Here is a 22,105-nt window from a genome sequence, read left to right as displayed (position 1 = left end):
AACACAAACCGGATTGAAACGAGTATTAGTAAGTATGGCAAAACACTACGAAAGGCTAAGACAATTAACGCTTCTGCTATTTTTCGCGACACTGCTTGTGTATGTGTTGGTAGCAGCGCGTGATTTCCTGTATCCGATTGCGATGGCGATATTGTTTGCCTATCTTTTGTACCCTATTGAAAAGCAGCTTGAGAAATGGGGGTTGCCACGCATCCCGGCTACCTTTCTCACAATTATTGCGGCAATGGCTTTATTTGTTGGCTTGCTACTGCTGCTCTACAAGCAGTTAGCGATTTTTCTGACGGACCTACCGGCCCTACAGAACAAAGCATTACTGAACCTGGACCGCCTTCAGCAAGCAATTGATGAGGAATTCAGTCAGAACGAACCCGAAAATGAACATTGGCTCCGGACACAACTGGCAAGCGCCATTGAGCTCAGCGGTAATTTTCTGCGCACAGTGCTCTTTGCCACAACAAGTACTATTACTAAGTTCGGCCTGATACCGGTTTACATCTTTCTGATGCTGTATTACCGCAACAAATTCTTAAAATTCATACTTTATGTGGTGCCTACTGAAAGACACGCCAAAACCAACTGTATAATTGATCAAGTATCAGATGTGACAAGGCATTACATGGGTGGGGTTATTAGCGTGATTCTTATACTTTGTGCACTGAATACCGTAGGGCTGCTTGCCATTGGTGTTGAGTATGCGTTGCTGTTAGGTATACTTTCTGCCATAATGAACTTTATCCCGTACTTTGGTACGCTTATAGGCGGGGCAATTCCGCTGTTTTACACATTCATGATTCAGGGTTCACCACATAAAGCCTTACTGGTGTTGGTGTTCTTTTTGATAATTCAGTTTACAGAAAACAACATACTCACGCCAAATATTACAGGCAGCAGCGTAAACATAAACCCGATGTTCACTATACTAAGCATTGTAGTCGGCGGTATGCTTTGGGGCTTGCCAGGCATGTTTGTGGCAGTTCCTTTTTTAGGCATGATAAAAGTCTATTGCGACCATACACCTCCATTCGCGCCGTTTGCTTTTCTGTTAGGCACAGCAGGAACAGAAGAGCATGCCTTTACGGCTAAAAAGATAATCGACTGGTTCCGAAGCAAGTTCAAGAGTTAAACCTTAGAGCTTGTTTTGATAGTAAATGCCAATGGCTGCAAGGTTTAAACAAAAAAGCCTGAGCTCATTTCTAAGCTCAGGCTTTACAGTCCGATGGGTTAAACCTTAGTTACGGCGACCTTCCCAGCCACCACGCCGGTCTTGCTCCTCAGGTGCGGCACCGCTTTTAAACTTGTTGATGTTGTAGCTAAACGTTAACATAAAGAAGCGCTGCAACACCGTAGACTGCACATCTTCCACATAGTCAGAAGAAATGCTCCGCTCTATGCTTACATTTTGTTTTAGCAGGTCATTCACGCTTATGCTAACCTCGCCTTTCTGGTTTTTAAACACTTTTTTACCTATGCTCATGTTCCAAAGTAGGTAGCTTTTGTCTACACCCTCCGATAAACCTGAGTTATACTGGTGGCTCATCTCTGTGCGGTAAACCAGGCCTTTCCACATTATCCAGTTATAGCGCAGGCTAGTATTCTGGGTAAAGTAGTTGTTATTTGGATTACCAGAGGTTGTGTTACTTACAATATTGTAGTTCGAATTTGTGGAGATGTTAAAGTCAACCTTCTCGCTGATGTTGCTGCTGATGTTTAAGCCACCACCAAAGTTGGTGGTGTTTGCATAGTTGATCACACCATTAATCTCGCCTGGTATTCTGGTGAAGCCTACAGAACCGAACATGTTAAAGTTGGAGCTGATAAAGTTCAGGGGCTGGCCATAGTTCACGAACGAGCGCACGTTCCAGTAACCATCCAGGTTAACCGGGCGGGTGAATCGGGCACCAGGCTGCAGTTCATAGCCTTCTGGCAGATCTACTGGCACAAATCCGTTAGTATAAACGCTGTTACCGATGTAGTTCTGGGTGATGGTACCAAACAATCCTGCAAAGAAAACCCTGTTCGTTTCCGGGCTAAAGTTTCTGTAACGGATATTGATTCTGTTCTGGTATGCCTGGTCTAGCTCTGGGTTACCTGTTTTGAGCTGAAGCGGGTTTGATATATCCAGCACTTCCTGCAATTGGCTAACCGATGGCACATCGGTATTGGTACGCAGGCTGATGCGCAGGTTCTTAGATCTAGAGAATTTGTACTCATACTCCGCTGAAGGAAGTATGTTTGAGAAGTTTCGTTTAATAGGGTCTGCCACCGGAAACTCGCTTTCGCTGTCAAGCGTGGCATATTGGTAACGCGCGCCAACCTGCATACTTACTTTATCGGTGCGGTACTGGTATGTTGGCCCGATGCTCTGCGAAAGGTAATTACTCTCGAAGGTATTGCTCAGCGACGGGTTAAAGCCTGTGTACTCTCCACTGTCTTCCATTAAATCAAAAGTTCTGCGGTCAGCGTCGTTTATCTGGTTGCTAATGCCATACTCCAGTTGCAGTCGTGAGTTCTCACCCAGTTTTTCAGAGTAGTCTAAGTTACCAGACCAGGACAAGTTATTCTGATCTTGCTTGAAGTATTGATCTTTATTAACGTTTCGTTCTTCATTGTCCAGGTTTCTTGTGTCCTGCAATTGGTATGTATCACTGTCAGAAGCGCCATAGCTAGTGCTGAAGTTAGCCGTTAAAATACGCCCTGAATCGCCGAATCGGTGGGAGTAGAGGATGTTGTTGTTAACGCTCAGCGATGTTGCATCTGCTGAGGTTGAGTTGTTAGACGTTGTGAGGGTGTTGTCTCCGGCAAAGGTATTGGCAAAACGTGTTGTCAGGTCGTTGTTCTGCTGCAGTGTAATGCTTGGGGTAATTAGCAAGCGGTTATTCTCGTTGATGTTGTACTGCAACCTGAAATTCAAGCGGTGGGCATCGTCTTTGCTGCGGTTTATGCTATTCTCTACATACGTGGTGTCGTTGTTTACATAGTCACGGAAAGTATAGCGGTTGTTGGTAATTTCGCGTTGGTTATAATTGTAGTTAGCGCTAACCTCCACTTTCTTGCCCCACATATCGTTGTAGTTTATCCCGAAGTTGTCAGTTTTAGTAATGCCACTCGGGGTGCTGCGGCCAAATCCTCCACGGCGCCCTCTCATGCTACCTCCGGGAGTTTCACCTACCGAAAAGTCGAACATGTTGATGTTGTTGGTCAGGCCTGTTACCGTTATGCGCTGGTTGTTATTAAAATAGTTTACGGCTGCACCCACCATGTACCGCTCGTCGGTGCCATAGCCAGCAGAAACCTTACCTACATAGCCCTGTTTTTTGCTTTGTTTGGTTACAAAGTTCAGAGTCTTTATTCTATTCCCGTCGTCAAAGCCGCTGAATGCTGCCCGGTCGCTAGGGGCATCGAACACCTGAACACTTTCAACCATATCCGCAGAGATGTTACGCATCGCTGAGCTAACATCCTCGCCAGTATAGCGCTTGCCATCGATCATCACCTGCTTCACGTCTTCGCCCTGGGCCTGCACTTTGCCATCCTGAATGGTTACGCCAGGCATTTTAGTGACAAGTTCCTCAGCGCTGGCATCCGGCGCTGTCTTAAAAGCCTTCGCGTTAAACTGGGTAGTATCGCCTTTCTGCTCACCTAAAGGGGCACGGCCAATAATCTGAACTTCTTTTATCGAGGTGCTTCCGTCTTTCAGCGCGAGCTGGCCCAAGTTTAAGGCTGTACCCTGCACCTGAATGGAACGGTTATACTTTTCGAATCCGATATAATTGATTTCAACAGTATACTGGCCGGTGCCAACGCTTTCAAAGCGGAATTTGCCATCGGGGCCGCTAACTGTAGCCAGTTTAGATGCATCGGTGGCTTTTATAAGCACCACATTCGCACCCGGAAGTGCTGTATTATCGCTGCTGCTTTGTACAGTGCCGTACACTGCCGCATTTTGTGCGTAAACCTGCACTGCTACCATTACCAGTATAAGTGCTGAAAGTAACCTCTTCATGTTTTGCTATAGGGTCAAAATGGATATATCAGGCATTTGACATATCTAATGAAATATAGTTTAATGCGATAAATTATATTTTTTCAAACTTATCGCACTCTTGCTGTAACAAGCCCATTGATCAGAAATAAAAATTTGCTACTCAGGCATTTGGCTTCTGGAGCTACCCGCCAAAAAAGCGATAAAATAAAGCCAAATTCTTTTTTAGATAATCGTATGAACGGCATAGGTTACTTTAGCCATACTTTGCGTATTAATGATAATCCCGCTGCAATTGCCATCTCAAACCCGGCTGAACTTATACTTAGCTCTCCTGTTTATGCGTTTGTAGCCAGATAACTCGCACTTTTATTTTTAATCATTGTCACTCCTTCAAGTCATATCGGTTTTTTTTAAGCGCCGGGTTGTGCAACCAGTCGCTAATTTGTTGCGCCAGGGTATGACGCCTCAAAATCTTTCTGCCACTGTTGCCGTAGGCAGCGTGATTGGCACCATTCCGGCCATTGGCGTGACAACACTGCTGAGCACTGCGGTTGCCGCGCGCTTTAGGTTAAATATCGCAGCCACTGTGCTGGTAAGCTACCTGGTGCAACCCTTGCAGATTTTGCTTGCCATTCCGTTCATCCGTTTGGGCATTAATTTATTTGGGATGGAAGAACTTCGGCTCAGCCTGGGTGAGATGCAAGTTATGTTTCAAACAGATTGGCTGGATGCCCTAAGCAAACTATGGTTGGCTAACCTGGCAGGAATTGCTACATGGGCGGCGCTTGCTACACCAATAGGAGCCACCTTATACTTTATACTTGTACCCGTGTTCCGGAAGGTCTTGCCGCGCCCGGTTACCGGAAGTTTAGATTCCGACTTTACACCGCAAGTATAAATCTCAAAATAAAACCATAAACAAAAGAGCCAGACTGCAACAGCCTGGCTCTTTTGTTTATGGTTTTTACTGTCCTGATCAGGTAGTCTCTAAAATCTGGAACAGCTCGTCTAGTTTAGGCGTCAGGATAATTTCGGTTCGGCGGTTTTTCTGGCGCGCCTCTTTAGTTTTAGTCTCATCCAGTGGCACATACTTTGATCGGCCTGATGGCGTTACGCGTGTTGGGTCAACACCGGCGTTGGCAAGTATGCGCGTAATCTCCGTGGCGCGAAGCACGCTTAGGTCCCAGTTATCTTGCATGCCTACAGTGCCTTTAGCGATCGGAACATCATCTGTATGCCCTTCAACCAGTACATTTACATCCTGCTGCTCTTTCAGCACCGATGCCAGTTTACGAAGCGCATCTACGCCTTTAGGGTCGATTTTGGTTGAGCCGGAGTTAAATAAAAGTTGCTCTGCCAGCGAAACGTATACTTTGCCGTTGCGCACATTTATCGTTAAGTCTTTATCGTTGAAGCCGAGCAGGGCATTGCTAACGCGGTTACGTAGGTTGGTTACAGCTGCCTCTTTTTCATCAAGCACACGCTGTAGCTCCGCCAGGCGCTGCTCACGGGCTTTAAGGTCAGCGTTCAGGCGCTCGATCTGCGACTTGCTCATATTCAGGTTTTCACCGAGGGTTTTCCCTTCCTTGAGAGCTTTAGCCAGGTTTTCCTGATACTCGCGTTTTTGTTGCTCCAGCTGCGCGCGTTCTTGCTCCAGGTCAGCTTTAGCAGACTCAAGAGCCGCTTTCTGTTGCTCTAAAGTTGCCTTGTCTTCCTCCAAGCCGGCTTTATCTACCTCCAGCGCGTTTTTGCGTGCCATCAGGTCATCATACTTTTTCTTGGACACCACGCACGACGAAAATGTCATGCTGCCTGCCAGCAAAAACACAGAGGCTCTTACCAATTGTTTTTTCATATTCGTTTTCTTTATAAGTTACTAAGGGGTAAAACAAATATAGCAAAACCGAAAGATTAACAGGCCTCTTTTAGAATTATCGCTGTTATTTAGTTTTTGCTCTTGCCAAAGTATAAACCAGGCTAGGGCTGAACAATTAAAGCTGCTGAAACAAGGGGAGATTTGAGGGCATGCTTTCCTCGAAACTGTTATGTTGCTGAGCTGCTTCCCACCCAAGCATGGCCATTTTGCGTTCACTGCCCCAGCGGTACTCGCCAATGCCGCCCACACTTTTAATGACGCGGTGGCAGGGGATAAGGTAAGCAACCGGGTTGCTGCCAATGGCTGTACCCACGGCCCGGCTCGCGTTAGGCTGACCGATATGCTGCGCCAGTGTGGCGTAAGACGTGAATTTTCCCTCAGGAATTCGCAGCAGCGCTTCCCATACTTTCAACTGGAAAGGCGTGCCTTTCAGGTGTAGGCTTAATTTAGATTGTTCCGGGTTGATTCTTTTTTGCAATAGGTCTGCAACCTGTTGGTGCATCGCGGCAGCCTGCTCATTTAGCGCAGCATTAGGCCAGGAAGCTTGAAGCTCATCTAAAGCCGCCAGCGCGTCTTGGTAAAAATGCAAGTGGCAGATTCCCCTTTCAGTGGAGGCGACCAGGTACTCACCAAAAGCACAGTTCCCAAAGCTGTAAGACAATCGCAGCGCTAAGCCTTGCCGTTTAAACTCCCCGGGTGTGATGCCTTCAATCCGCAGGAAAAGATCGTGTAAACGGCTGGTGCTGGACAGCCCGACAGTACAAGCCGCCTTAGCCAGGCTCGTGGTTTCCGCAAGCACCGCTTTAGCATACTGCAAGGTTAAAAACTGCAAAAACTTTTTAGGGCTTACGCCCGCCCACTCCGTAAAAACACGCTGAAAATAGTAGGTGCTCATGTTTACGTGCGCAGCAACAATTTCGAGCTCCGGCTGCTCCAGCGCATGCTCCCTAATATAGGCTAAAGCTTTGGCTACTGTTTGGTAATGGCTCATATATCAAAGTACATAAAAAGGGTTTACACAAACAATCCGATACTTGCTAATTAGTATAAAAAAATCCCCTACCGGAGAGTCAGGGGATTCGAGACTTAATTTTGTGCTGTATCTGTGGCAGATTCAGGGGCTGTTTGTTTAAAGAAGCCCTGTGGATCGGGCATCTCAGCCACAAGCTCCATAACATACCCGTAGTCAATTTGAGTCATGTTAATGGCGCGGCTCTTGTGCAGGTAATCCCAAGCTTCGGCATACTTTTTCTCATAATACTTAACCATCGAGGTATTATAAAGCGCATAGGCATTGGCAGGGTCCTGAGCAGTAGCAGTGGCCAGGTAACCGGCAGCTTTCTTAAGGGTCTTTTTCTTTTTCTTCTCTTTATAAAGTGCTAGGTATGAGGTAGCCATATCAGAAAGCAACAGCGAGTTTTTAGGGTCAATTGCCAAGGCTTTGTCATACAGGCCGATGGCTTGCCCGTTATCGCCTTTGGCTGCCGTAACTAAACCGAAAGCCCAGTATGTATCCTTGTTTCCTGGATCAAGCAGCCAGGCCAGGTTAAAGCGGTACATGGCTGTATCCGTCTGCCCTTCATTCAGGTACTCCCAGCCACGCTCCATAAAAAACTTGCTGGCCTCTTGCCTTGTCGAAAAGTTTTTATCGCAGCTTGTCAGAAACTTTTCGTCCTGCTTTTGCTCGGCCTCGGACTTACTTTTGCCGCCAAACATAGGCTGTACTTTTATACTTTGCGTTGCCGGTTGCTCTTGAGCCATGCTAAAAGAAAGGCTGCACGCAATAGCCAGCAAGCTTAAAACTATCTTCTTCATAAAGCGTTTTTATGGAATGTATCGATTTTTCTCTATATAGATTCCAGCAAAGATATTGTTTTCTGGTAACTGACAAAGTATAACGTTGGGTAAAAACACTGGATTTGGATCCTATTTACTGGCAGTGTAAAGCCCTTTGGGGTCGCGCTCTTTCTCCAGTAAGGCCCCTATAAACGTTTCGTCAGCTTTGGATTTATCCTCTTTTATACTTTGGTGCAGATAAGTCCAGGCTTCGGCATAGTCGCGCAGGTAATAGCTGTTTACCGCCAGTTTATAATAGGTATCAGCAGCGTTTTCAGGTTCTAGCTCAATTGCCTGCTCCAGTAATTTTTTACTTTGGCTCAGGTCCTCAGGTGTGCTCTGCTGGTAAAAGCGGGCCAAGTGGGTGGTGGCTATATCGGTGAGCAGTCGCGGGTTATCCGTATCGTTTTCCAAGGCCCGGTAAAGTATAAATAACGCTCTGTCATACTTTTCCTGTTTGCCATAGATTAGGCCGTACCCCCAAAACACATCGGCATTGGTACTATCCATGAGCCAGGCGCGGTTAAAAAAGATAGTAGCGGAGTCCAGCTTGTTCGCATTAAAAGTTCGCTGCCCATGCAGCACATAAAAATCGCTGGCAAGCTTCCGGTTCTTAAACCTGCTCACATTGACTTTAAGAAATTGCTGTTGCTGCGCTTTTACCTCAGGGGTTTTGGGTGCCATGGCCGGAATCACATCGCGCATGGTCAGGGAGACCTGTGCAGGCTCATTATTATTTTCAGTGAAGGCATTTTGCGTTTGGCAGGCACTAAACATCATTCCCATCAAACCAACAACCACAATCCACTTTTTCATACTTATACTTCTTGTTACCAACAGGTAACGCTGACGCCAGCCGATAAGTGCAATGTAGGAGGTAACAATAAGTTTCCTTAAAATTGAAATAAGTACACCGATGGCTATAAATCATAGGTCTCGCCCATAGCGGCGATGGTTACAGGCCACCCGAAGGCATCTTTGATTTTTAATCGCAGTGTCTCACTTGCCTGAAGCTCTCCGTGATTTATAAAGACTTGCTGCGGTTTATTTTTAATATGGCCCATCCACCACAATAAATCAGCCTGGTCGGCATGAGCCGAAAGCGAGTTTATTTGCAGTACCTCGGCCTTTACTGGGTAATATTTGCCATGAATCTTCACATCGCTGGTGCCGCTAGCCAGAAGGCTGCCCCGCGTGCCGGGAGCCTGAAAACCAGAGAGAAGTATGGTGTTCCGCTCGTCGCCTAAAAGCTTTTCTAGGTAGAAAAGTACGCGGCCGCCCGTAACCATACCACTGCCAGCTATGATAATCTTTGGTCCTTTTGTGTCAAGCACGTGCAGCGTGTGTTCAAATTCACGAATGGTGTGCACATCATGCATCATGGTTTGGCACTGGGCGTCGGTCAGGATGTGCCAGCCGCGGTGGTGGAGGTAAAGCTCGGTTACATTAATTCCCATCGGGGTATCCAGGTAAATGGGTATCTGTGGGATGCTTTTATTCTCTCGCAGGGTGTTTAATAACTAAAGCAGCTCCTGTGCACGCTCCACAGCAAAACTCGGAATAACCAGTATGCCGCCCTTATCATACGTATATTGCACCACTTCCTGCAACTGTTCATATGGGGAGCGCTCCTCGTGCAGGCGGTCCCCGTAAGTGGATTCTACAATTAGGTAGTCAGCTTTTTTAATAAAAGCAGGCGGGTGCATAAGCAATGGCTTTTTTCGCCCTAGATCACCCGTAAAAACAAAGATGCGGTTCTGGCATTTTAGCTCAATAATGGCAGAGCCAAGCATGTGACCGCTTTTCCGGAAACAGAACTTAAAATCCTCGTTAATAATAACCCATTCTCCTTCATCCTGCGGCACAAATAGGGGCATTGTTATATCCACGTCATTCTCGTCGTAGAGTGGTTTGGCCGGATGGTGCACCGAGTAGCCGCCCTTGTTCGCCTGCTCGGCATCCTCCATCTGCAGCTTGGCGCTGTCCCGAAGTATGATTTCGGTTACATCGCGGGTGGGCTGGGTGGCATAAATCGGGCCGCTGTAACCATTCTTTACCAGCACAGGCAAGTACCCGCAATGGTCAAGGTGGCCGTGCGTAAGTATAACTGCGTCCAGCTTAGTAAAGTCGACCGGAAGACTTTCCCAATTTTTCAGCCGCAACTCTTTCAGCCCCTGGAACAACCCGCAGTCGATGAGCACCTGGTGGTTTTTGGTTTTCAGCATCATTTTAGAGCCTGTAACAGTACCTGCGCCGCCATAAAATTGTAACGTAACAGGAAAGGAGGAAGCAGCCATTGTAGGAGAAGGTTAGGGTGTGAAACATATATGTTTTTATACGGACATATCTTGTGGAACGACCTCCTTAAAACTTGTAAAAGCAAGAGCCACACTTATTTAACTAAGTGTGGCTCTTGCTTTTATACTTGCCGGTACGCTACTGCTGCTTTACCTCATATACATTGTTTGCCTTGTTGCTATCCGGAATGTGGGTGCCGCGCAATTCAAATTTCTTAACGGCTTTATCGGCTTTCACTGTAAGCAATGTGGTTTTATTTCCCTTCTCCCAAACCGATACATCCTTGTGCAGCTCTTGCGTGGTACCATCGGTGTAAGTTACGATCAGGTTGACAGGCACTGGCTTAGAGCCAACCGCCTCCACGGTAACCTGGTAGCCACCGTTCTGTTCCTGCACCTTGGCGATCGCCAAATCCGGGTAGCCGCCATCGAAGAACCAACGCTGCCAGAACCAGTCCATGTTGCGGCCGGCTCCGGTATTCATTGCGTTAAAAAAATCGAAGGGCTGCGGGTGCTTGCCATTCCATTGCTCAATATAAAAGTGCAGCGCCTTCTCAAATAGAGCATCGCCCAGCATATCTTTTACATACAGATAGCCAAGCGCTGGTTTTGGGTAGGAGTTAAGGAACATGCTGGTTCCGCTCTGCTGCGTGGTCAGCGTGCTGATCGGCAAATCTACCTCGGTTCCGGCTAGAGCCCCATACGGTGCTACACCATAGTCGTCGGTTATACTTTTGTCGATAATCGGGGTAACGATCCATTCACCGATGGTTGCCCAGCCTTCGTCCATCCAGCCATACTTAGTTTCGTTGATGCCCATGTAGAAGGGGAACATAGTATGAAAGATCTCGTGGTCGGTCAGCATGATTACATCGGCGCGGTCATCGAGTGGGTTGTCGTTTACCATCATTGGGTATTCCATCTGGTCCAGGCCATCGAACACGCTGATGTGGCTGTACGGGAAGGGCCATTTCGGGAATGTATAGCTCATGGCTTCCACGGTTTTGCGGCCGAAATGCACCACTTCTTCAAAGTCTTTATGCGTCGGGTTATACGTTACATCCACGCGGGTGCGGCGCTTTGTTTTTGGGTCTACCACCAGGCTGGTGGCCTGCCACAGGTAATGGTCGCTGGTGGCAAAGGCAAAGTCAACTACGTTTTTCGCGTCGAACACCCAGGTGTTGCTCGCTTTCTGGGCGGTGATGTTCCCTTGCTTCAAGTCGGTGGAATCGATCACGTAAAGTATACCATCTTTCTTTTCGGCCTGCTCTAGGCGCTTTGCATACTTTTTCTGTAGCACGTCTTTGGCATTTACCAGGTCGCCGGTTGCCCAAACAAGGTAATCTTTAGGTACCGTGATCTCTATATGGAAGTTGCTGAAGTCGTTGTAGAATTCCTGCGAGCCGTTGTAAGGGTTGCGGTTCCAGCCATCAATGTCATCGTAAACAGCCACGCGCGGAAAGAAATAAGCGATAAAAGCGGCACCATCGGCATCAACCTGACCGGTACGGTTATGCGAGCCCTCATTTAAAGTATAGCTATACTTAATCGTAATCATACTTTTACCATTCGGAGCTAGCCCTTTAACAGGCACCGGGAGGTTTGTGCCGCTCACGCGCAGCTTGTTTATATCTTCCGCTTTGCCATCGATGCGCAATTCAGAAATCTGCACGCCTTCCGATACATCTGATGGTGAAATGCTGCTGGCACGCGCTGCTCCTTTCTGATACACGTTTGGGTACAGTTTAAATAATATCTGCTTCAGTGTATCGGGGCTATTGTTTGTGTAGGAAATCTCTACTGTGCCCGAAAGCAGCCGGGTTTTTGGATGGTAATCAACCTTGATGCGGTAGTCGGCGGTGTTTTGCCAATAGTTCTTTCCTGGCCTCCCGTCTTCTGCGCGCGTACCTCTAGTATATGCCTGCTCAATATTGCGTGGCATTGGCAATTGCTGCGCAAAGCCGCCCAGGCTAACAGCCAGTAGTGTACCGGACAGTATAAGTTTTCTAATGATCATATCTAGCTTTATTAAAGTGCAAAGCTAGCATTTTTATACATTTGCAGCGCAGCATGCTTAGATGGCTTATAAACTAAACCTATTACTGGCCGCTACTCATACCTCGCTTAAAAACAGTAACCAATGGTTTAACATTTAAATAAACTATAAGTATGTGGTATTAGTAGAAAGCAGATTAACTTAGCGGCATGATCCGCATCAAACTAATATTTCTAGCGCTCTTTCTGGCTTCTGTTGCGGTAGCGCAACCGGATAGCCTTCAGCATATAGAGCAAGGCCGGCGCAACAGCGACTCGCAGTTAAAGAAACCTTATGTGATCATGATTTCCGCTGATGGTTTCCGCTATGATTACGCCGACAAATTTCAGGCTAAAAATCTCCAGGCTTTGCGTGCGCAGGGTGTAGCGGCAGCATCAATGATCCCATCGTTTCCATCGAAAACTTTCCCGAACCATTATTCTTTGGTTACAGGCATGTACCCGGCCACGCATGGTTTAATAAATAACTACTTTTACGACCCGCAACGAAAAGACCACTATACTATCCGTGATCGAGAGAAAGTAGAGGACGGTAGCTGGTATGGCGGCGTGCCATTGTGGGTGCTGGCTGAGCAGAACAAGATGCTTTCCGCGAGCTATTACTGGGTAGGTTCAGAGGCGCCGATACAGGGTATCCGACCAACTTACTGGTATACTTACAGCGAAAAAATTCCGTTAGAGCAGCGTATCAAGACAGTGGTGGAATGGTTGAAACTACCTGAGGCAGAGCGGCCGCACCTCATTACGTTTTACGTTTCTGATGTTGATCATGCAGGTCATACTTACGGCCCAGACGCGCCCCAAACCGAGAAAGCCGTGCTGCAGCTGGACAAACAGATTAAGCAACTGACGGATGCCGTTGCCAAGACTGGATTGCCCGTAAACTACATATTTGTTTCAGATCACGGCATGGCGAATATCGACCAACAAAATTACCTGCCCATGCCAGCAGCCATAGATACAGCTAAGTTTATGGTTTCTGGGGATGGAATGATTGTGGAATTGCATGCCAAGGATAAAAATGCCATTAAACCAACTTACCGTAAGCTGAAGAAAGAAGCAGACGGCAAGTACAAGGTTTATACCCGCAAAAACATGCCCCGCCGTTTACACTACGGCAAAAAGGATGATGACTACAAGCGTGTGGGAGACATACTTTTATTAACCGATGCTCCTACCGTTTTTAATTTCTCAAAGCGTAAGCCAGCACCTGGCAATCATGGTTTCGACCCGGATGTAGTGAAAGATATGCATACAACATTCTATGCCTGGGGCCCCGCTTTTAAAGAAGGTATGGAGGTGGCTTCATTTAAAAACATACAGGTATACGCTATCGTGGCCAAAATACTCGGGTTAAAGTACACGCATAAGATTGATGGGAACAATCACGTTGCCAAACAGATCCTGAAGTAAAAAGGCGCTTACTACTGTTTATTGGTTACGCCCCGGGAGGTATACTTGCAGGCCAAATGCCAGGTTAAGCCCTGATGAGCCATTACCAACGGATATATCGGAACTGGTTTGTGTATAACCCAATATACCTTCAAGAGCTACGTTTGATGCAACAAAATGCGCATAGCCTGCCCGCAGCCCGAATACACCAGAGAATACTTTATCGCCCTCGCTGTCCTCTTCGGAGCTGCCGCCAATGCCAACCAGCGCCTCTCCAAACCAGCGGTGTGTAGGGGCGGCTCCCTCCGGAAAATAGTAACGCGCAAACGGAGTAACACCATACCGAAAAGTCTCGCCGCCATTATATATATCCAGCCCAAGTTGTAGCTCCGCGCCCAAGGCAGCATTATCGCTGACAAAGTAGCCAAAGCGCGGATTAAGATTGAGGGTAAAAAAATCTGAATCAAAATTAAAACCGATGTCAGCTATGTTAGCGCCAACAATCCAGTTGCCTTTTTTTACGGCATCGTAGGCCACAGCCGCGGTTGTTTGCGGCCCTCGCTGCCTAAATTGCTCCTCTATCTGTGCTGTTGCGGTAAAACTGATTATGGCCAGCAGGCATGTAATTACTGTAAATCTTTTCATAGACCTTGCTCATTTAAATCCACTATTGGTTATTGCACTACTTTGGCATAAACCATTACCTTATACTAAACGATCCCACATACTGCTAGTTTAAAAACATGGTAAACCACTGATTTGCAGATGTATTTATCTTAAAAAGGCAAGTGGATAACATTGCACTCAATCACAACTTGCAATCGTTAAATGGGTTTATATTCAGTTGTAAGTACATTAAAAAAGCCCCTTCAACACTATGTGTGTTAAAAGGGCTTATCTAATTAAAGCACTAGAATGTCTCAATTATTTGTCTTTATGGCTTGCATAATCAGCTAAAATTCCATCGCAAATCCAGTTGGCAAGCGCCTGTCTGTTATTAGGTGTAACGAATCGGCGTTGGTCCTTCTCGCTACGTATGTTTCCGAGCTCTACGAAAACAGTGGGCGGGTGACTATACTTAACCACATACAAACTGCTGCGCGGCGAAACACTCCCGAAGTAATCGCGGTTAGGCTGATACCGTTGGTACTTACTTGTAAATACCTTATGTATACTTTCAGCTAAGGCCAATCCCGAAGGGCTGTTTTCATGGTGGTAGAAAAATACATCAATGTTCTGCCCCTTGCTTCGGCTGTCTACGTGCACTGAGAGCATACGCTGATAAGCCCCGGTATGCTTTTTATAAAGTGTATTAACTTCATTTACCCGCTGGCGGAGGCGCAGTTTATGATCATAGGGAATAGGCTTGCCGGAATAGCTCACCTCATCCCGGTCCATTTTGAGTATTGTCTGATCCCGGATGCCATCGTCCGGGTCCTGGATGATCATGTATACCGTAGCGCTATGTTCCATCAGCCTTCGCGCTAACCGGATCGTAACGTCGTAAGCGTACTCATCCTCGCTCAGCATGTATGGGCCATACTTACCTACTGCACCGGGATCAGGACCGCTATGACCCGCCATCAGGTAATATACCGCACCCTGCAATTTGCGATCAATAATTTTAACCCGCTCGTAATCTTTCCCAAAGAGGGGCACCTCCAATACACTGGCACTTGTAGTTTTCTTGGCTGCCCCAGGAGCATCAGAGGCAGCAGGGTTTGCTAAGGGCAACAGATAGGCGCGGCCAGCATACAGGCTATTGCCTTCGCCAATGTTCTTTTTATTCAGGTCTACGAATGCTTTAAAGTGCGCAGTAGGGTCAAGGCCATGCCGGCGCAATAACACATAGACACCATCGCCAGTTTTAGCAATTACCTTGGGATAATTTTGGGCATGCAAATCAGCAATGCCCAGCCAAAGGAGTAATAATAGTAAATATGTACGCAAATCTTTAAATGTTATCATCCCGCTCAACGCTTACAAAGCGATAGTATAAAAAAATTGGGAGGGATAAAAGAAAATCAGAAAGGAAGCATTGAAAAATACGGTTCTAATGATCCAACTATCCAATAATAACAAGCGAGCGTGGCTATTTTAGCATACTTGCTTATTTTGAAAACAGCTTAATCATGGTTCCTTTTTCTACGCGGTCACTCAGCTCCATGCCGTTGAGTATAGCCAGTTCCTGCATGCGGTCTTCCTTGATGTTGTTACGCTGGAAAATCTGGCTTAGGGTAGCGGCCTGGCTCACTGTTTCAACCTTAATGCGCTCAGGTTGCCTGTTCAGCTTATCGGGCTCGGTGAGTACACTAAAGTTTTCCATGGTATTTGTGAATGACTGTAAGTAGTTGTTAAAGTCGTTAGCCGTTGAAATACCCATAATGCTGTATATGTTTCCGCCATACTTTATGAAATAAGTAAGTGTTCGGATAACTTGTGTTTGTTGTTGCTGCGCTTGCTGTTGCTGGTCAGCAATTACTGCCAGTGCAGGCAGGCCGTTTACAGTGGTGCTTTTAGAATCAACTACTTGCAGACTATATTGCTTTAGGGTTTGCTGCGCGGCAGCTTCTAGAGTTTCACCAGGGGCTAATGTTAGGTTCATAATCGCTTTGCCATCTTTGGGAGCCATCTGGAATTGTATCGGCGAGTTCTGATGTTGCCAGTTGGCTGGTATCGGAAACTTAAACTTTAGCTCTGGATGGTAAAAAGAGTTGTTCTCTACAAAACCTTGTCGCGGATCTTCGCCATAAACTAACCCGTCGATTAGCTTAAGATAGCTGTTACGGTTAATATCTGCCACTGTCAGGTTCAGTTTCTTTTTCCAATCGAAGGCAAGCTGATTTACGGTTTCGTAACGGTCGGCTGGGTTTGGGTGCGTAGACATAAAATCTGGAATGCTTTGCCCGTTTTGAGATTGCAACCGGTTAAGCGTCAGAAAAAAGTCTGCCATTTCTTCGGCGTCATAGCCTATTTTAGAAGAATACTCAACACCAAGCCGATCTGACTCGCGCTCGTCGTCCCGGCCAAACTTTAGGAATAACAAACCCAGCCCCTGAGAGGCTGCATCTCCGAACTGCGCAAACTCCGGCGATATAATCATGCCCGCAATTAAGCCAACTTGAGCTAGCGTTGCCTTGGTCTGCTGCTGCACAGAATGGCGCGCCGCAACGTGCCCAATTTCGTGGCCTAACACGCCCGCGAACTGTGCCTCGTTATTGAAGTGCGCTAAAATGCCTCTTGTAAAGTAAATATACCCACCAGGCAGGGCAAATGCATTAACCACCGGCGAGTCTACAATTCTGAACTGATAATTCAGGTTGCTGCGGTGCGAAACTGCAGCCATCGCTTCGCCTTTCGTTTGTATGAACTTCTGTAGCTGCTGATTATCGTAAAGGCCAAATTGTGCAAGCACAGCCGGGTCTGATTGCTTGCCAAGCGCGATTTCCTGCTCTTCCGACATCAGCACTAAGTCCTTTTTGCCAGTAACTGGGTTGGTGGCACAAGAATTAAACATTAGCAACACGGCCGTCGCTAATGCAATAGAAGTATGTTTAGTCATGAGAATCTAAGTTTGGGTAACTTAACAACCTGATTGTAAACCCATCAATATTAAGCAACTTTAATTTTTAACTAGCAACGTACGAGAAAATGAATAGTTACAGATGCAACAGGCTCTGGCTGCTGATACAGAACACCAGCATTGCACCAACTGCCAAGCAGAAAGTGCCTAAAAGAAAATGCTGCAATGCTGTATACTTTCTATAATAGGAATGAGCAGATACAATTGGATACAGCCCAGCCAAAACGGGCAGCCGCTACAGCCTTTTATTACAAAGTAATAGATGCCGATCTTAAATGAGTGGTTTATTTAACTGTAAGTATAAACAGAAAGCGCAGGCCAAATAACCTGCGCTTTCTGTTTTACGGATGCACCAAGAATTTATTGTTTGTTAAATAGGTAATTAAAGCCTATTTGCGCAGCGTTTAACACCACATCTTTATTCAGCCCCGGTTTGAGTGATAGTGTGTAGCCGAGGTAAACACTGCATCAGTGTACTTATACAGACTTATGATTGGGCCAGTGGCAACCTGCATCAGGAAAACTGTATCAGTTACAACCTCAGGCTGACTGGTTATCGGCAAACGGCTAATATCAACTGGGTTCATGCTCACCAGACCTACATAACGCCGGTAAGCCTCCATACCTGTAATTTCAATGCACAAGCAATTTTTTAACTGTAAAGGTGCTATTTCCGCTTGTCAATAAATCTGCTTTAAAAGCAACGACATCAGGATTTTGAAGCCACTCTTGATAGTCAATGTAACCAGTCAGCGTATCGCCTGTGAGATTTACGACATAGCCAGGTTGGAAATTGGCTTGTGCAAAAAGTAGGGGAGGGCAACAAAGTAAAAGAAAGAGAAAAAGTATAAAAGTTTGTTACATATGATATGGTTAGTTTACATTGATGCCTACGGACGTACGAAACCACCTAAACGTTAGCATATGCGCTTTGCTTTGAGGTTATCGCAGTTGATAACTTACCAATTCCTGCCTGCGCATCAGCACGTTAGAGTCGCCGTAGTAGGTATCGGAGCGCACCAGCCCAACGCCCGGCGCAACATAGTCTTTCTGGATAGTAGTAATGGTAGAGGAATTCGTTTGCTGATACTCTCGCTTTATCTCGAAGGCGTAACCTGATAAATTAAAGACCGAGCCAACAATAGGCGCTTGCTCCGTGCTTCTGGAAGTTAGCACATACAAGAGATAGTTCGGGTATTGATAACCGTAGCCAATCCCTCCGTAGGAGGCACTCTGGTAAAGTATCACATCCATGTTGCCGGCAATGCTATAGTATACATAACCCTCACGGGTGTTCCGGACAATGGTTCTATCGTTTAAAACATAGTAAGTTGCGCGGTTAATCAGCGTGTCTTTGGACACTGCTCGGTAAATTCGGTTTTTGTTTAAAACGTTGCCGGCGTTATCAAAATCGGTGAGGTCGTATACCCACTCATTACCAACCTGCAGCGGCATTAACTGCTCCTCAGGTTCCCCGTCCTCATCTTTCTGGCAGCTTATAGAAACAAATACAAGTAACAGCAGTGCTAGGGCAAGTGTAATTTTGTTATTCATAGGGTTTCAGGATTGGGTATGTTATCAAGAGCCATACTTTGCTGCTTACGTTGCATGCACCTGACTAAATATACGAATAAACCGCTCTAAATCAACCCTTTTAAAATTACCTGGCGCAGATACCCCGATAGGCGCACCACTGGCACACATCTAAGTCCTTGGTTTTGCGGATGGGCTCTTCTGGGTCCAGCATGCGGTTTACGAACGTGCTTAGTAGTTCTTCTGATTTTAGCATGAAGTCTGGCTCCGCCCCATCCGTGGCTCGAAAATTAAGATCCGAAGGAAGCACGCCCGCATCCAGGTTCCTGAAAGAAAGTATACCTGACTTTGCATTTATACTTTGCAATAGCACATGTTGGGCATTGCGCAGAATTTTTTGCGGCTCTTGCTGCAGCGTGCGCAGCAAAACATACTCATATAGCCACAACTGCCGCGCCTTGGCATACTTCGTATCCGTCAGGAAATGCAGCTCCAAATCCTCGGCTTTCACGCGCAGTTGGTTTTGCTCTACTTTCCCTGTTTTGTAATCGATCACGCGTAGCTCATGGCCTGTCAAATCGATACGGTCAGCTTTTCCTGCCACGCGCACATGTATGGTTTCATCGCCAACCTGCACCGGAAGCGTAGCCGATAAAGTTTCTTCCAGGCGTAGCACATATAGCGGCAGTTCATCGGAGCGTTTGAGGTTTTGCAGGTACTTATCCAGCACTTCCACGGCTACTTTATAGAGCAAGTAGTTCATGCCGCGCTCCGGTTTAGCACCCAGTGTAACCTTGCTAAACTCAGCCTTCACTTTTTCAGGCAAGGCTTGCAGCATTTGCTCCACATGGTGCGCCTGTATTGGCTCGCCGGATTGCTCGTGCGGCCTGAAGAAATCCTCTAATACCTGGTGCACAATGGTGCCAAATTGATCAGCGCCCAATTGCTCTTCCACCTCATCCATCTCCTGCATTTTGGCAATGCGCGTGAAGTAATACTGCAGCGAACAGTTAACATACATGTTGAAATGGGAAGGGTAGAGGCCGCGCTCCAGCTCGGCACGCAACTGGGCAATAGTTTCTGGTGTCTTAGCTATCAGGATGTCCTGCTCATACTTGCGGGTCTCCTGTTGTTCCACAGCAGCGGTCAGGTCGCGGAAGGTGATGCCCGGGTTGCGTAAAGCCAGGTCGTTTTGGAGCTGAAGTATAAACCGGCTTTTTTCGCCGGATCCATACGTATCAGAAGGCAATACATACAGCAGGTTTATGCGCTTTGCGCGTTGGAGCAAGCGGTAAAAGTTGTACGCCATGGTGCCTTCAGTTTCTGCGTAAGTGGGCAGGCCAAATTCGCGCAGCACATCATACGGCATCAGCGACTCCTGCCGCTTGGGTGCAGGCAGCACATTCTCGTTCACCGAAAGTATGATCAGGTTCTCAAAATCGAGGGCGCGCGTTTCCAGCATACCCATGATCTGTACCTCAGAGATTGGCTCGCCACTAAACGGCAGGCGCGTCTGTGAGATCAGCTCGTACAAAAACTTACGGAAGCTGCGCACCGAAATCTTATGCTCCCGGCAATCGAAGATCGTATCGAGGCGCTTTACTAAAGTATAGAAAATGTAGAGATACTCTGTTTCGATGCTGTTACGCCCGTGCGTATATACTTCGCGCAACAGCTCGATCAGCTCATACATGGCAAGTATAATGTCGTCGCAGTCGCGCCAGGTGCGGAATAGCGACTCGAAGAGCGGGTGATGGTTGCTAAGCTCCAGCAACTCCTGGGCAGTAACCAATACGCGGTTCTCCTTCACCATCTTATCCAGTACTTTCTGGATCATGCCATGAAATTGCTCCTGCTCCGCTTGGTCGTTCAGGTAGAGTTCATACCTTCGGATAAAAGGGTGCGTCAGCAACTTGGTAACACTCAGGTGGTGGTACTGGTATACTTTGTAGCCTGTGTTCTGTAACTGCGTAACGCCGGTTAGGTGCACCTCAAACAGCAAGTCGATGAGGTTGTACAGTGGTGTGCCCTTAAAGCTAAGGCCCATGGTAACGTTGTACGTCGGAATATCATCGGGTATGGAGTGCAGCACAGGAAGTAGCAGCGTTTCATCGGGCAACACAATAGCCGTTTGGCTGTGTTTGTACGTTTGCCTGATCTCCTGCAACAGTTGGCCCGCCAGCTTACCCTGCATGCTGGCATTTGCCACGCCAATCACGTTTATTTCCTTCTCATCGGTTAGCAGCAGGTTTTGCTGCCAGCGCCACTCGGGTAAACCCCAGCCAGATTTGTAGCTACGCAGAAACCCGCCAGCTTTGTTTGCGCTGTTTTCCTCCATGTAGAAATCATCCGAATCAAAGAGCACTTCGGCTTTCTCGTGCTTCAGCAGCGTCCGGATAATTTTTTCCTCAGAGCGGCTCAGACTGTTGAGTCCGATAAAGATAAATTGATGGCACTCCGTTTCTTTGGCAATATTCTCAATATTTCGGGCAACCTTCCGGAAAGCCATACCCGTGTAAGCCTGCTTGTTTGCCAGCAAGCGCTTTTGCAGGTTATGGTATGTCTTCTCAATGTTATCCCAGAGGCTGAAGTATTTTTTAAGGGTAGGAGAGAGCTCCTTGCCCAGAAATTTAGGATCCCAGCGCTCCAGCGCCTTCGCCTCGCCCAAATACTCAAACAACTTACCGGTATCAACCAGGTTCTGATCGATGCGGCTAAAATCCTCCAGCAGCGTTCCGGACCAGGTCACGAAATTATCGAAATCCAGCTTTGGATCCTGCTCGCGCATCAGGTCAAACAACTCCAGCTGCAGGTTTATCGGCTCCAGTACATCAGTCTTGGAAAGGCTCCGAATAAAGTCTTCCATGGCATGCACCTCCGGCGACCAGATGGCCTCATCGGCAGCCTGGGCCAGCGCGGTTTTGAAAAAAAAGCTCGCACGCCGAGAAGGAAGCACGATACAAAGCTCACTAATATGCTCTTTATACTTTTCGTAAATATACTTGGCGGTAAGCTCCAGGAAAGTCTGCACTAACAATACTGTTGAATGGGTGAATAAGTGATTGCAATTCTGCCTTAGCCGCAACAGGCTAGTGGATTGATGGGTTTCTATCTTTACTGCCCTCTGCTGTTGGTAAAAACGGATTGTAAGCTATTTCCCACAGGTTATCATCCGGGTCGGAGATGTAGCTGCTGTACCCGCCCCAAAACACTTTTTCAGGTTGTTTTAAAACGGTGGCACCGCGCTCTTCCAGCTGGGCAACCAGGTCGTCTACTTCCTGCTCAGAGCCAACGTTATGCGCCAACGTAAACCTTCTGAAACCGCTTCCTTCCGCCGATATACCAGCATCATCAGCCAAGGACTCCTGCGGAAACAAGGCTAGCTGCAGACCATCAAGCTGGAAAAATACAATACTCTCGGTGCTGCTTTCGGCGGGCAGCCACCCAAATACCTGCTGGTAAAACTCTTTTGCGCGCTGCAGGTTTCTGACGCCAAGTGTAATTAGTGTGAGCCTTGGTTCCATGTT

Annotated in this window: 19 protein-coding genes; 4 read left to right on the top strand and 15 right to left on the bottom strand. The window is 47.0% G+C overall.

Annotated elements, in window-relative coordinates; translation table 11 throughout:
• Nucleotides 1-34 precede the first annotated feature (34 nt).
• Nucleotides 35-1,144 carry an AI-2E family transporter gene (locus D1627_RS06785; protein WP_119431473.1) on the top strand — a complete coding sequence of 370 codons (1,110 nt, stop codon included), beginning with the start codon at nt 35-37 and terminating at the stop codon, nt 1,142-1,144.
• Nucleotides 1,145-1,249: 105 nt separating this feature from the next.
• On the opposite strand, the gene D1627_RS06780 is transcribed toward D1627_RS06785, so the two are convergent.
• Nucleotides 1,250-4,024: an outer membrane beta-barrel protein gene (locus D1627_RS06780; protein WP_119431472.1), complete on the bottom strand. Its 2,775-nt coding sequence runs from the start codon at nt 4,022-4,024 to the stop codon at nt 1,250-1,252.
• A gap of 117 nt (nt 4,025-4,141) precedes the next feature.
• Here D1627_RS06780 and D1627_RS06775 point away from each other — a divergent pair, with 117 nt between their 5' ends.
• Both D1627_RS06775 and D1627_RS06770 read left to right on the top strand, forming a co-directional pair.
• Nucleotides 4,142-4,363 (top strand): hypothetical protein, encoded by a 222-nt coding sequence (locus D1627_RS06775; RefSeq protein ID WP_147383233.1) that lies wholly within the window; start codon nt 4,142-4,144, stop codon nt 4,361-4,363.
• A gap of 67 nt (nt 4,364-4,430) precedes the next feature.
• Nucleotides 4,431-4,904, top strand: coding sequence for a DUF2062 domain-containing protein (locus tag D1627_RS06770; RefSeq protein ID WP_233555536.1), 474 nt, complete (start codon nt 4,431-4,433; stop codon nt 4,902-4,904).
• A gap of 78 nt (nt 4,905-4,982) precedes the next feature.
• Here D1627_RS06770 and D1627_RS06765 read toward each other — a convergent pair whose 3' ends face one another.
• The 7 genes from D1627_RS06765 to D1627_RS06740 form a co-directional block, all read right to left on the bottom strand.
• The gene (locus D1627_RS06765) at nt 4,983-5,861 is read right to left on the bottom strand and encodes an OmpA family protein (protein WP_119431470.1); all 879 of its coding nucleotides are present in this window, start codon (nt 5,859-5,861) and stop codon (nt 4,983-4,985) included.
• 136 nt (nt 5,862-5,997) lie between these two features.
• A complete protein-coding gene (locus D1627_RS06760; protein WP_119431469.1) occupies nt 5,998-6,873 on the bottom strand; it encodes a methylated-DNA--[protein]-cysteine S-methyltransferase in 876 nt (291 codons plus the stop codon).
• Between the two features lie 95 nt (nt 6,874-6,968).
• Entirely contained in the window at nt 6,969-7,697 is a 729-nt protein-coding gene (locus D1627_RS06755; protein ID WP_119431468.1) for a tetratricopeptide repeat protein, read from the bottom strand.
• 111 nt (nt 7,698-7,808) lie between these two features.
• The gene (locus D1627_RS06750; RefSeq protein ID WP_119431467.1) at nt 7,809-8,534 is read right to left on the bottom strand and encodes a tetratricopeptide repeat protein; all 726 of its coding nucleotides are present in this window, start codon (nt 8,532-8,534) and stop codon (nt 7,809-7,811) included.
• A gap of 104 nt (nt 8,535-8,638) precedes the next feature.
• A complete protein-coding gene (locus D1627_RS18510) occupies nt 8,639-9,226 on the bottom strand; it encodes an MBL fold metallo-hydrolase RNA specificity domain-containing protein (protein ID WP_262697026.1) in 588 nt (195 codons plus the stop codon).
• Between the two features lie 12 nt (nt 9,227-9,238).
• The gene (locus D1627_RS18505) at nt 9,239-10,015 is read right to left on the bottom strand and encodes an MBL fold metallo-hydrolase (protein WP_233555534.1); all 777 of its coding nucleotides are present in this window, start codon (nt 10,013-10,015) and stop codon (nt 9,239-9,241) included.
• Nucleotides 10,016-10,154: 139 nt separating this feature from the next.
• On the bottom strand, nt 10,155-12,032 hold the full coding sequence (locus D1627_RS06740; protein WP_119431466.1) for a M1 family metallopeptidase: 1,878 nt from the start codon (nt 12,030-12,032) through the stop codon (nt 10,155-10,157).
• A 188-nt stretch (nt 12,033-12,220) separates the two neighbouring features.
• On the opposite strand from D1627_RS06740, the gene D1627_RS06735 reads away from it, so the two are divergent.
• Entirely contained in the window at nt 12,221-13,483 is a 1,263-nt protein-coding gene (locus tag D1627_RS06735; RefSeq protein WP_119431465.1) for an alkaline phosphatase family protein, read from the top strand.
• A gap of 18 nt (nt 13,484-13,501) precedes the next feature.
• On the opposite strand, the gene D1627_RS06730 is transcribed toward D1627_RS06735, so the two are convergent.
• The 7 genes from D1627_RS06730 to D1627_RS06700 form a co-directional block, all read right to left on the bottom strand.
• Nucleotides 13,502-14,107 (bottom strand): hypothetical protein, encoded by a 606-nt coding sequence (locus D1627_RS06730; RefSeq protein WP_119431464.1) that lies wholly within the window; start codon nt 14,105-14,107, stop codon nt 13,502-13,504.
• A gap of 279 nt (nt 14,108-14,386) precedes the next feature.
• A complete protein-coding gene (locus D1627_RS06725; RefSeq protein ID WP_233555533.1) occupies nt 14,387-15,412 on the bottom strand; it encodes an N-acetylmuramoyl-L-alanine amidase family protein in 1,026 nt (341 codons plus the stop codon).
• Between the two features lie 160 nt (nt 15,413-15,572).
• The gene (locus tag D1627_RS06720) at nt 15,573-17,024 is read right to left on the bottom strand and encodes a M48 family metalloprotease (RefSeq protein WP_119431462.1); all 1,452 of its coding nucleotides are present in this window, start codon (nt 17,022-17,024) and stop codon (nt 15,573-15,575) included.
• A gap of 443 nt (nt 17,025-17,467) precedes the next feature.
• Complete coding sequence (locus tag D1627_RS06715; protein WP_147383231.1) at nt 17,468-17,668, bottom strand: hypothetical protein; 201 nt, start codon at nt 17,666-17,668, stop codon at nt 17,468-17,470.
• 319 nt (nt 17,669-17,987) lie between these two features.
• Nucleotides 17,988-18,599, bottom strand: a complete 612-nt coding sequence (locus D1627_RS06710) for a hypothetical protein (RefSeq protein ID WP_119431460.1) — start codon at nt 18,597-18,599, stop codon at nt 17,988-17,990.
• Nucleotides 18,600-18,705: 106 nt separating this feature from the next.
• A complete protein-coding gene (locus D1627_RS06705) occupies nt 18,706-21,609 on the bottom strand; it encodes a PD-(D/E)XK nuclease family protein (RefSeq protein ID WP_119431836.1) in 2,904 nt (967 codons plus the stop codon).
• 58 nt (nt 21,610-21,667) lie between these two features.
• Complete coding sequence (locus D1627_RS06700) at nt 21,668-22,102, bottom strand: VOC family protein (RefSeq protein WP_119431459.1); 435 nt, start codon at nt 22,100-22,102, stop codon at nt 21,668-21,670.
• Between the last annotated feature and the right edge of the window lie 3 nt (nt 22,103-22,105).

The sequence above is a fragment of the Pontibacter oryzae genome (genome assembly GCF_003576375.1).
Classification (GTDB): domain Bacteria; phylum Bacteroidota; class Bacteroidia; order Cytophagales; family Hymenobacteraceae; genus Pontibacter; species Pontibacter oryzae.
The sequence above is the reverse complement of the archived record's forward strand: the minus strand, read 5'-3'. Positions and strand labels throughout refer to the sequence as shown.

Excerpts from the sequence above, each read along its gene's own strand:
- D1627_RS06785 (WP_119431473.1), top strand. The coding sequence starts at position 35 with ATGGCAAAACACTACGAAAGGCTAAGACAATTAACGCTTCTGCTATTT.
- D1627_RS06780 (WP_119431472.1), bottom strand. The coding sequence starts at position 4,024 with ATGAAGAGGTTACTTTCAGCACTTATACTGGTAATGGTAGCAGTGCAG.
- D1627_RS06765 (WP_119431470.1), bottom strand. The coding sequence starts at position 5,861 with ATGAAAAAACAATTGGTAAGAGCCTCTGTGTTTTTGCTGGCAGGCAGC.
- D1627_RS06760 (WP_119431469.1), bottom strand. The coding sequence starts at position 6,873 with ATGAGCCATTACCAAACAGTAGCCAAAGCTTTAGCCTATATTAGGGAG.
- D1627_RS06755 (WP_119431468.1), bottom strand. The coding sequence starts at position 7,697 with ATGAAGAAGATAGTTTTAAGCTTGCTGGCTATTGCGTGCAGCCTTTCT.
- D1627_RS06750 (WP_119431467.1), bottom strand. The coding sequence starts at position 8,534 with ATGAAAAAGTGGATTGTGGTTGTTGGTTTGATGGGAATGATGTTTAGT.
- D1627_RS18505 (WP_233555534.1), bottom strand. The coding sequence starts at position 10,015 with ATGGCTGCTTCCTCCTTTCCTGTTACGTTACAATTTTATGGCGGCGCA.
- D1627_RS06740 (WP_119431466.1), bottom strand. The coding sequence starts at position 12,032 with ATGATCATTAGAAAACTTATACTGTCCGGTACACTACTGGCTGTTAGC.
- D1627_RS06735 (WP_119431465.1), top strand. The coding sequence starts at position 12,221 with ATGATCCGCATCAAACTAATATTTCTAGCGCTCTTTCTGGCTTCTGTT.
- D1627_RS06730 (WP_119431464.1), bottom strand. The coding sequence starts at position 14,107 with ATGAAAAGATTTACAGTAATTACATGCCTGCTGGCCATAATCAGTTTT.
- D1627_RS06720 (WP_119431462.1), bottom strand. The coding sequence starts at position 17,024 with ATGACTAAACATACTTCTATTGCATTAGCGACGGCCGTGTTGCTAATG.
- D1627_RS06715 (WP_147383231.1), bottom strand. The coding sequence starts at position 17,668 with ATGGAGGCTTACCGGCGTTATGTAGGTCTGGTGAGCATGAACCCAGTT.
- D1627_RS06710 (WP_119431460.1), bottom strand. The coding sequence starts at position 18,599 with ATGAATAACAAAATTACACTTGCCCTAGCACTGCTGTTACTTGTATTT.
- D1627_RS06700 (WP_119431459.1), bottom strand. The coding sequence starts at position 22,102 with ATGGAACCAAGGCTCACACTAATTACACTTGGCGTCAGAAACCTGCAG.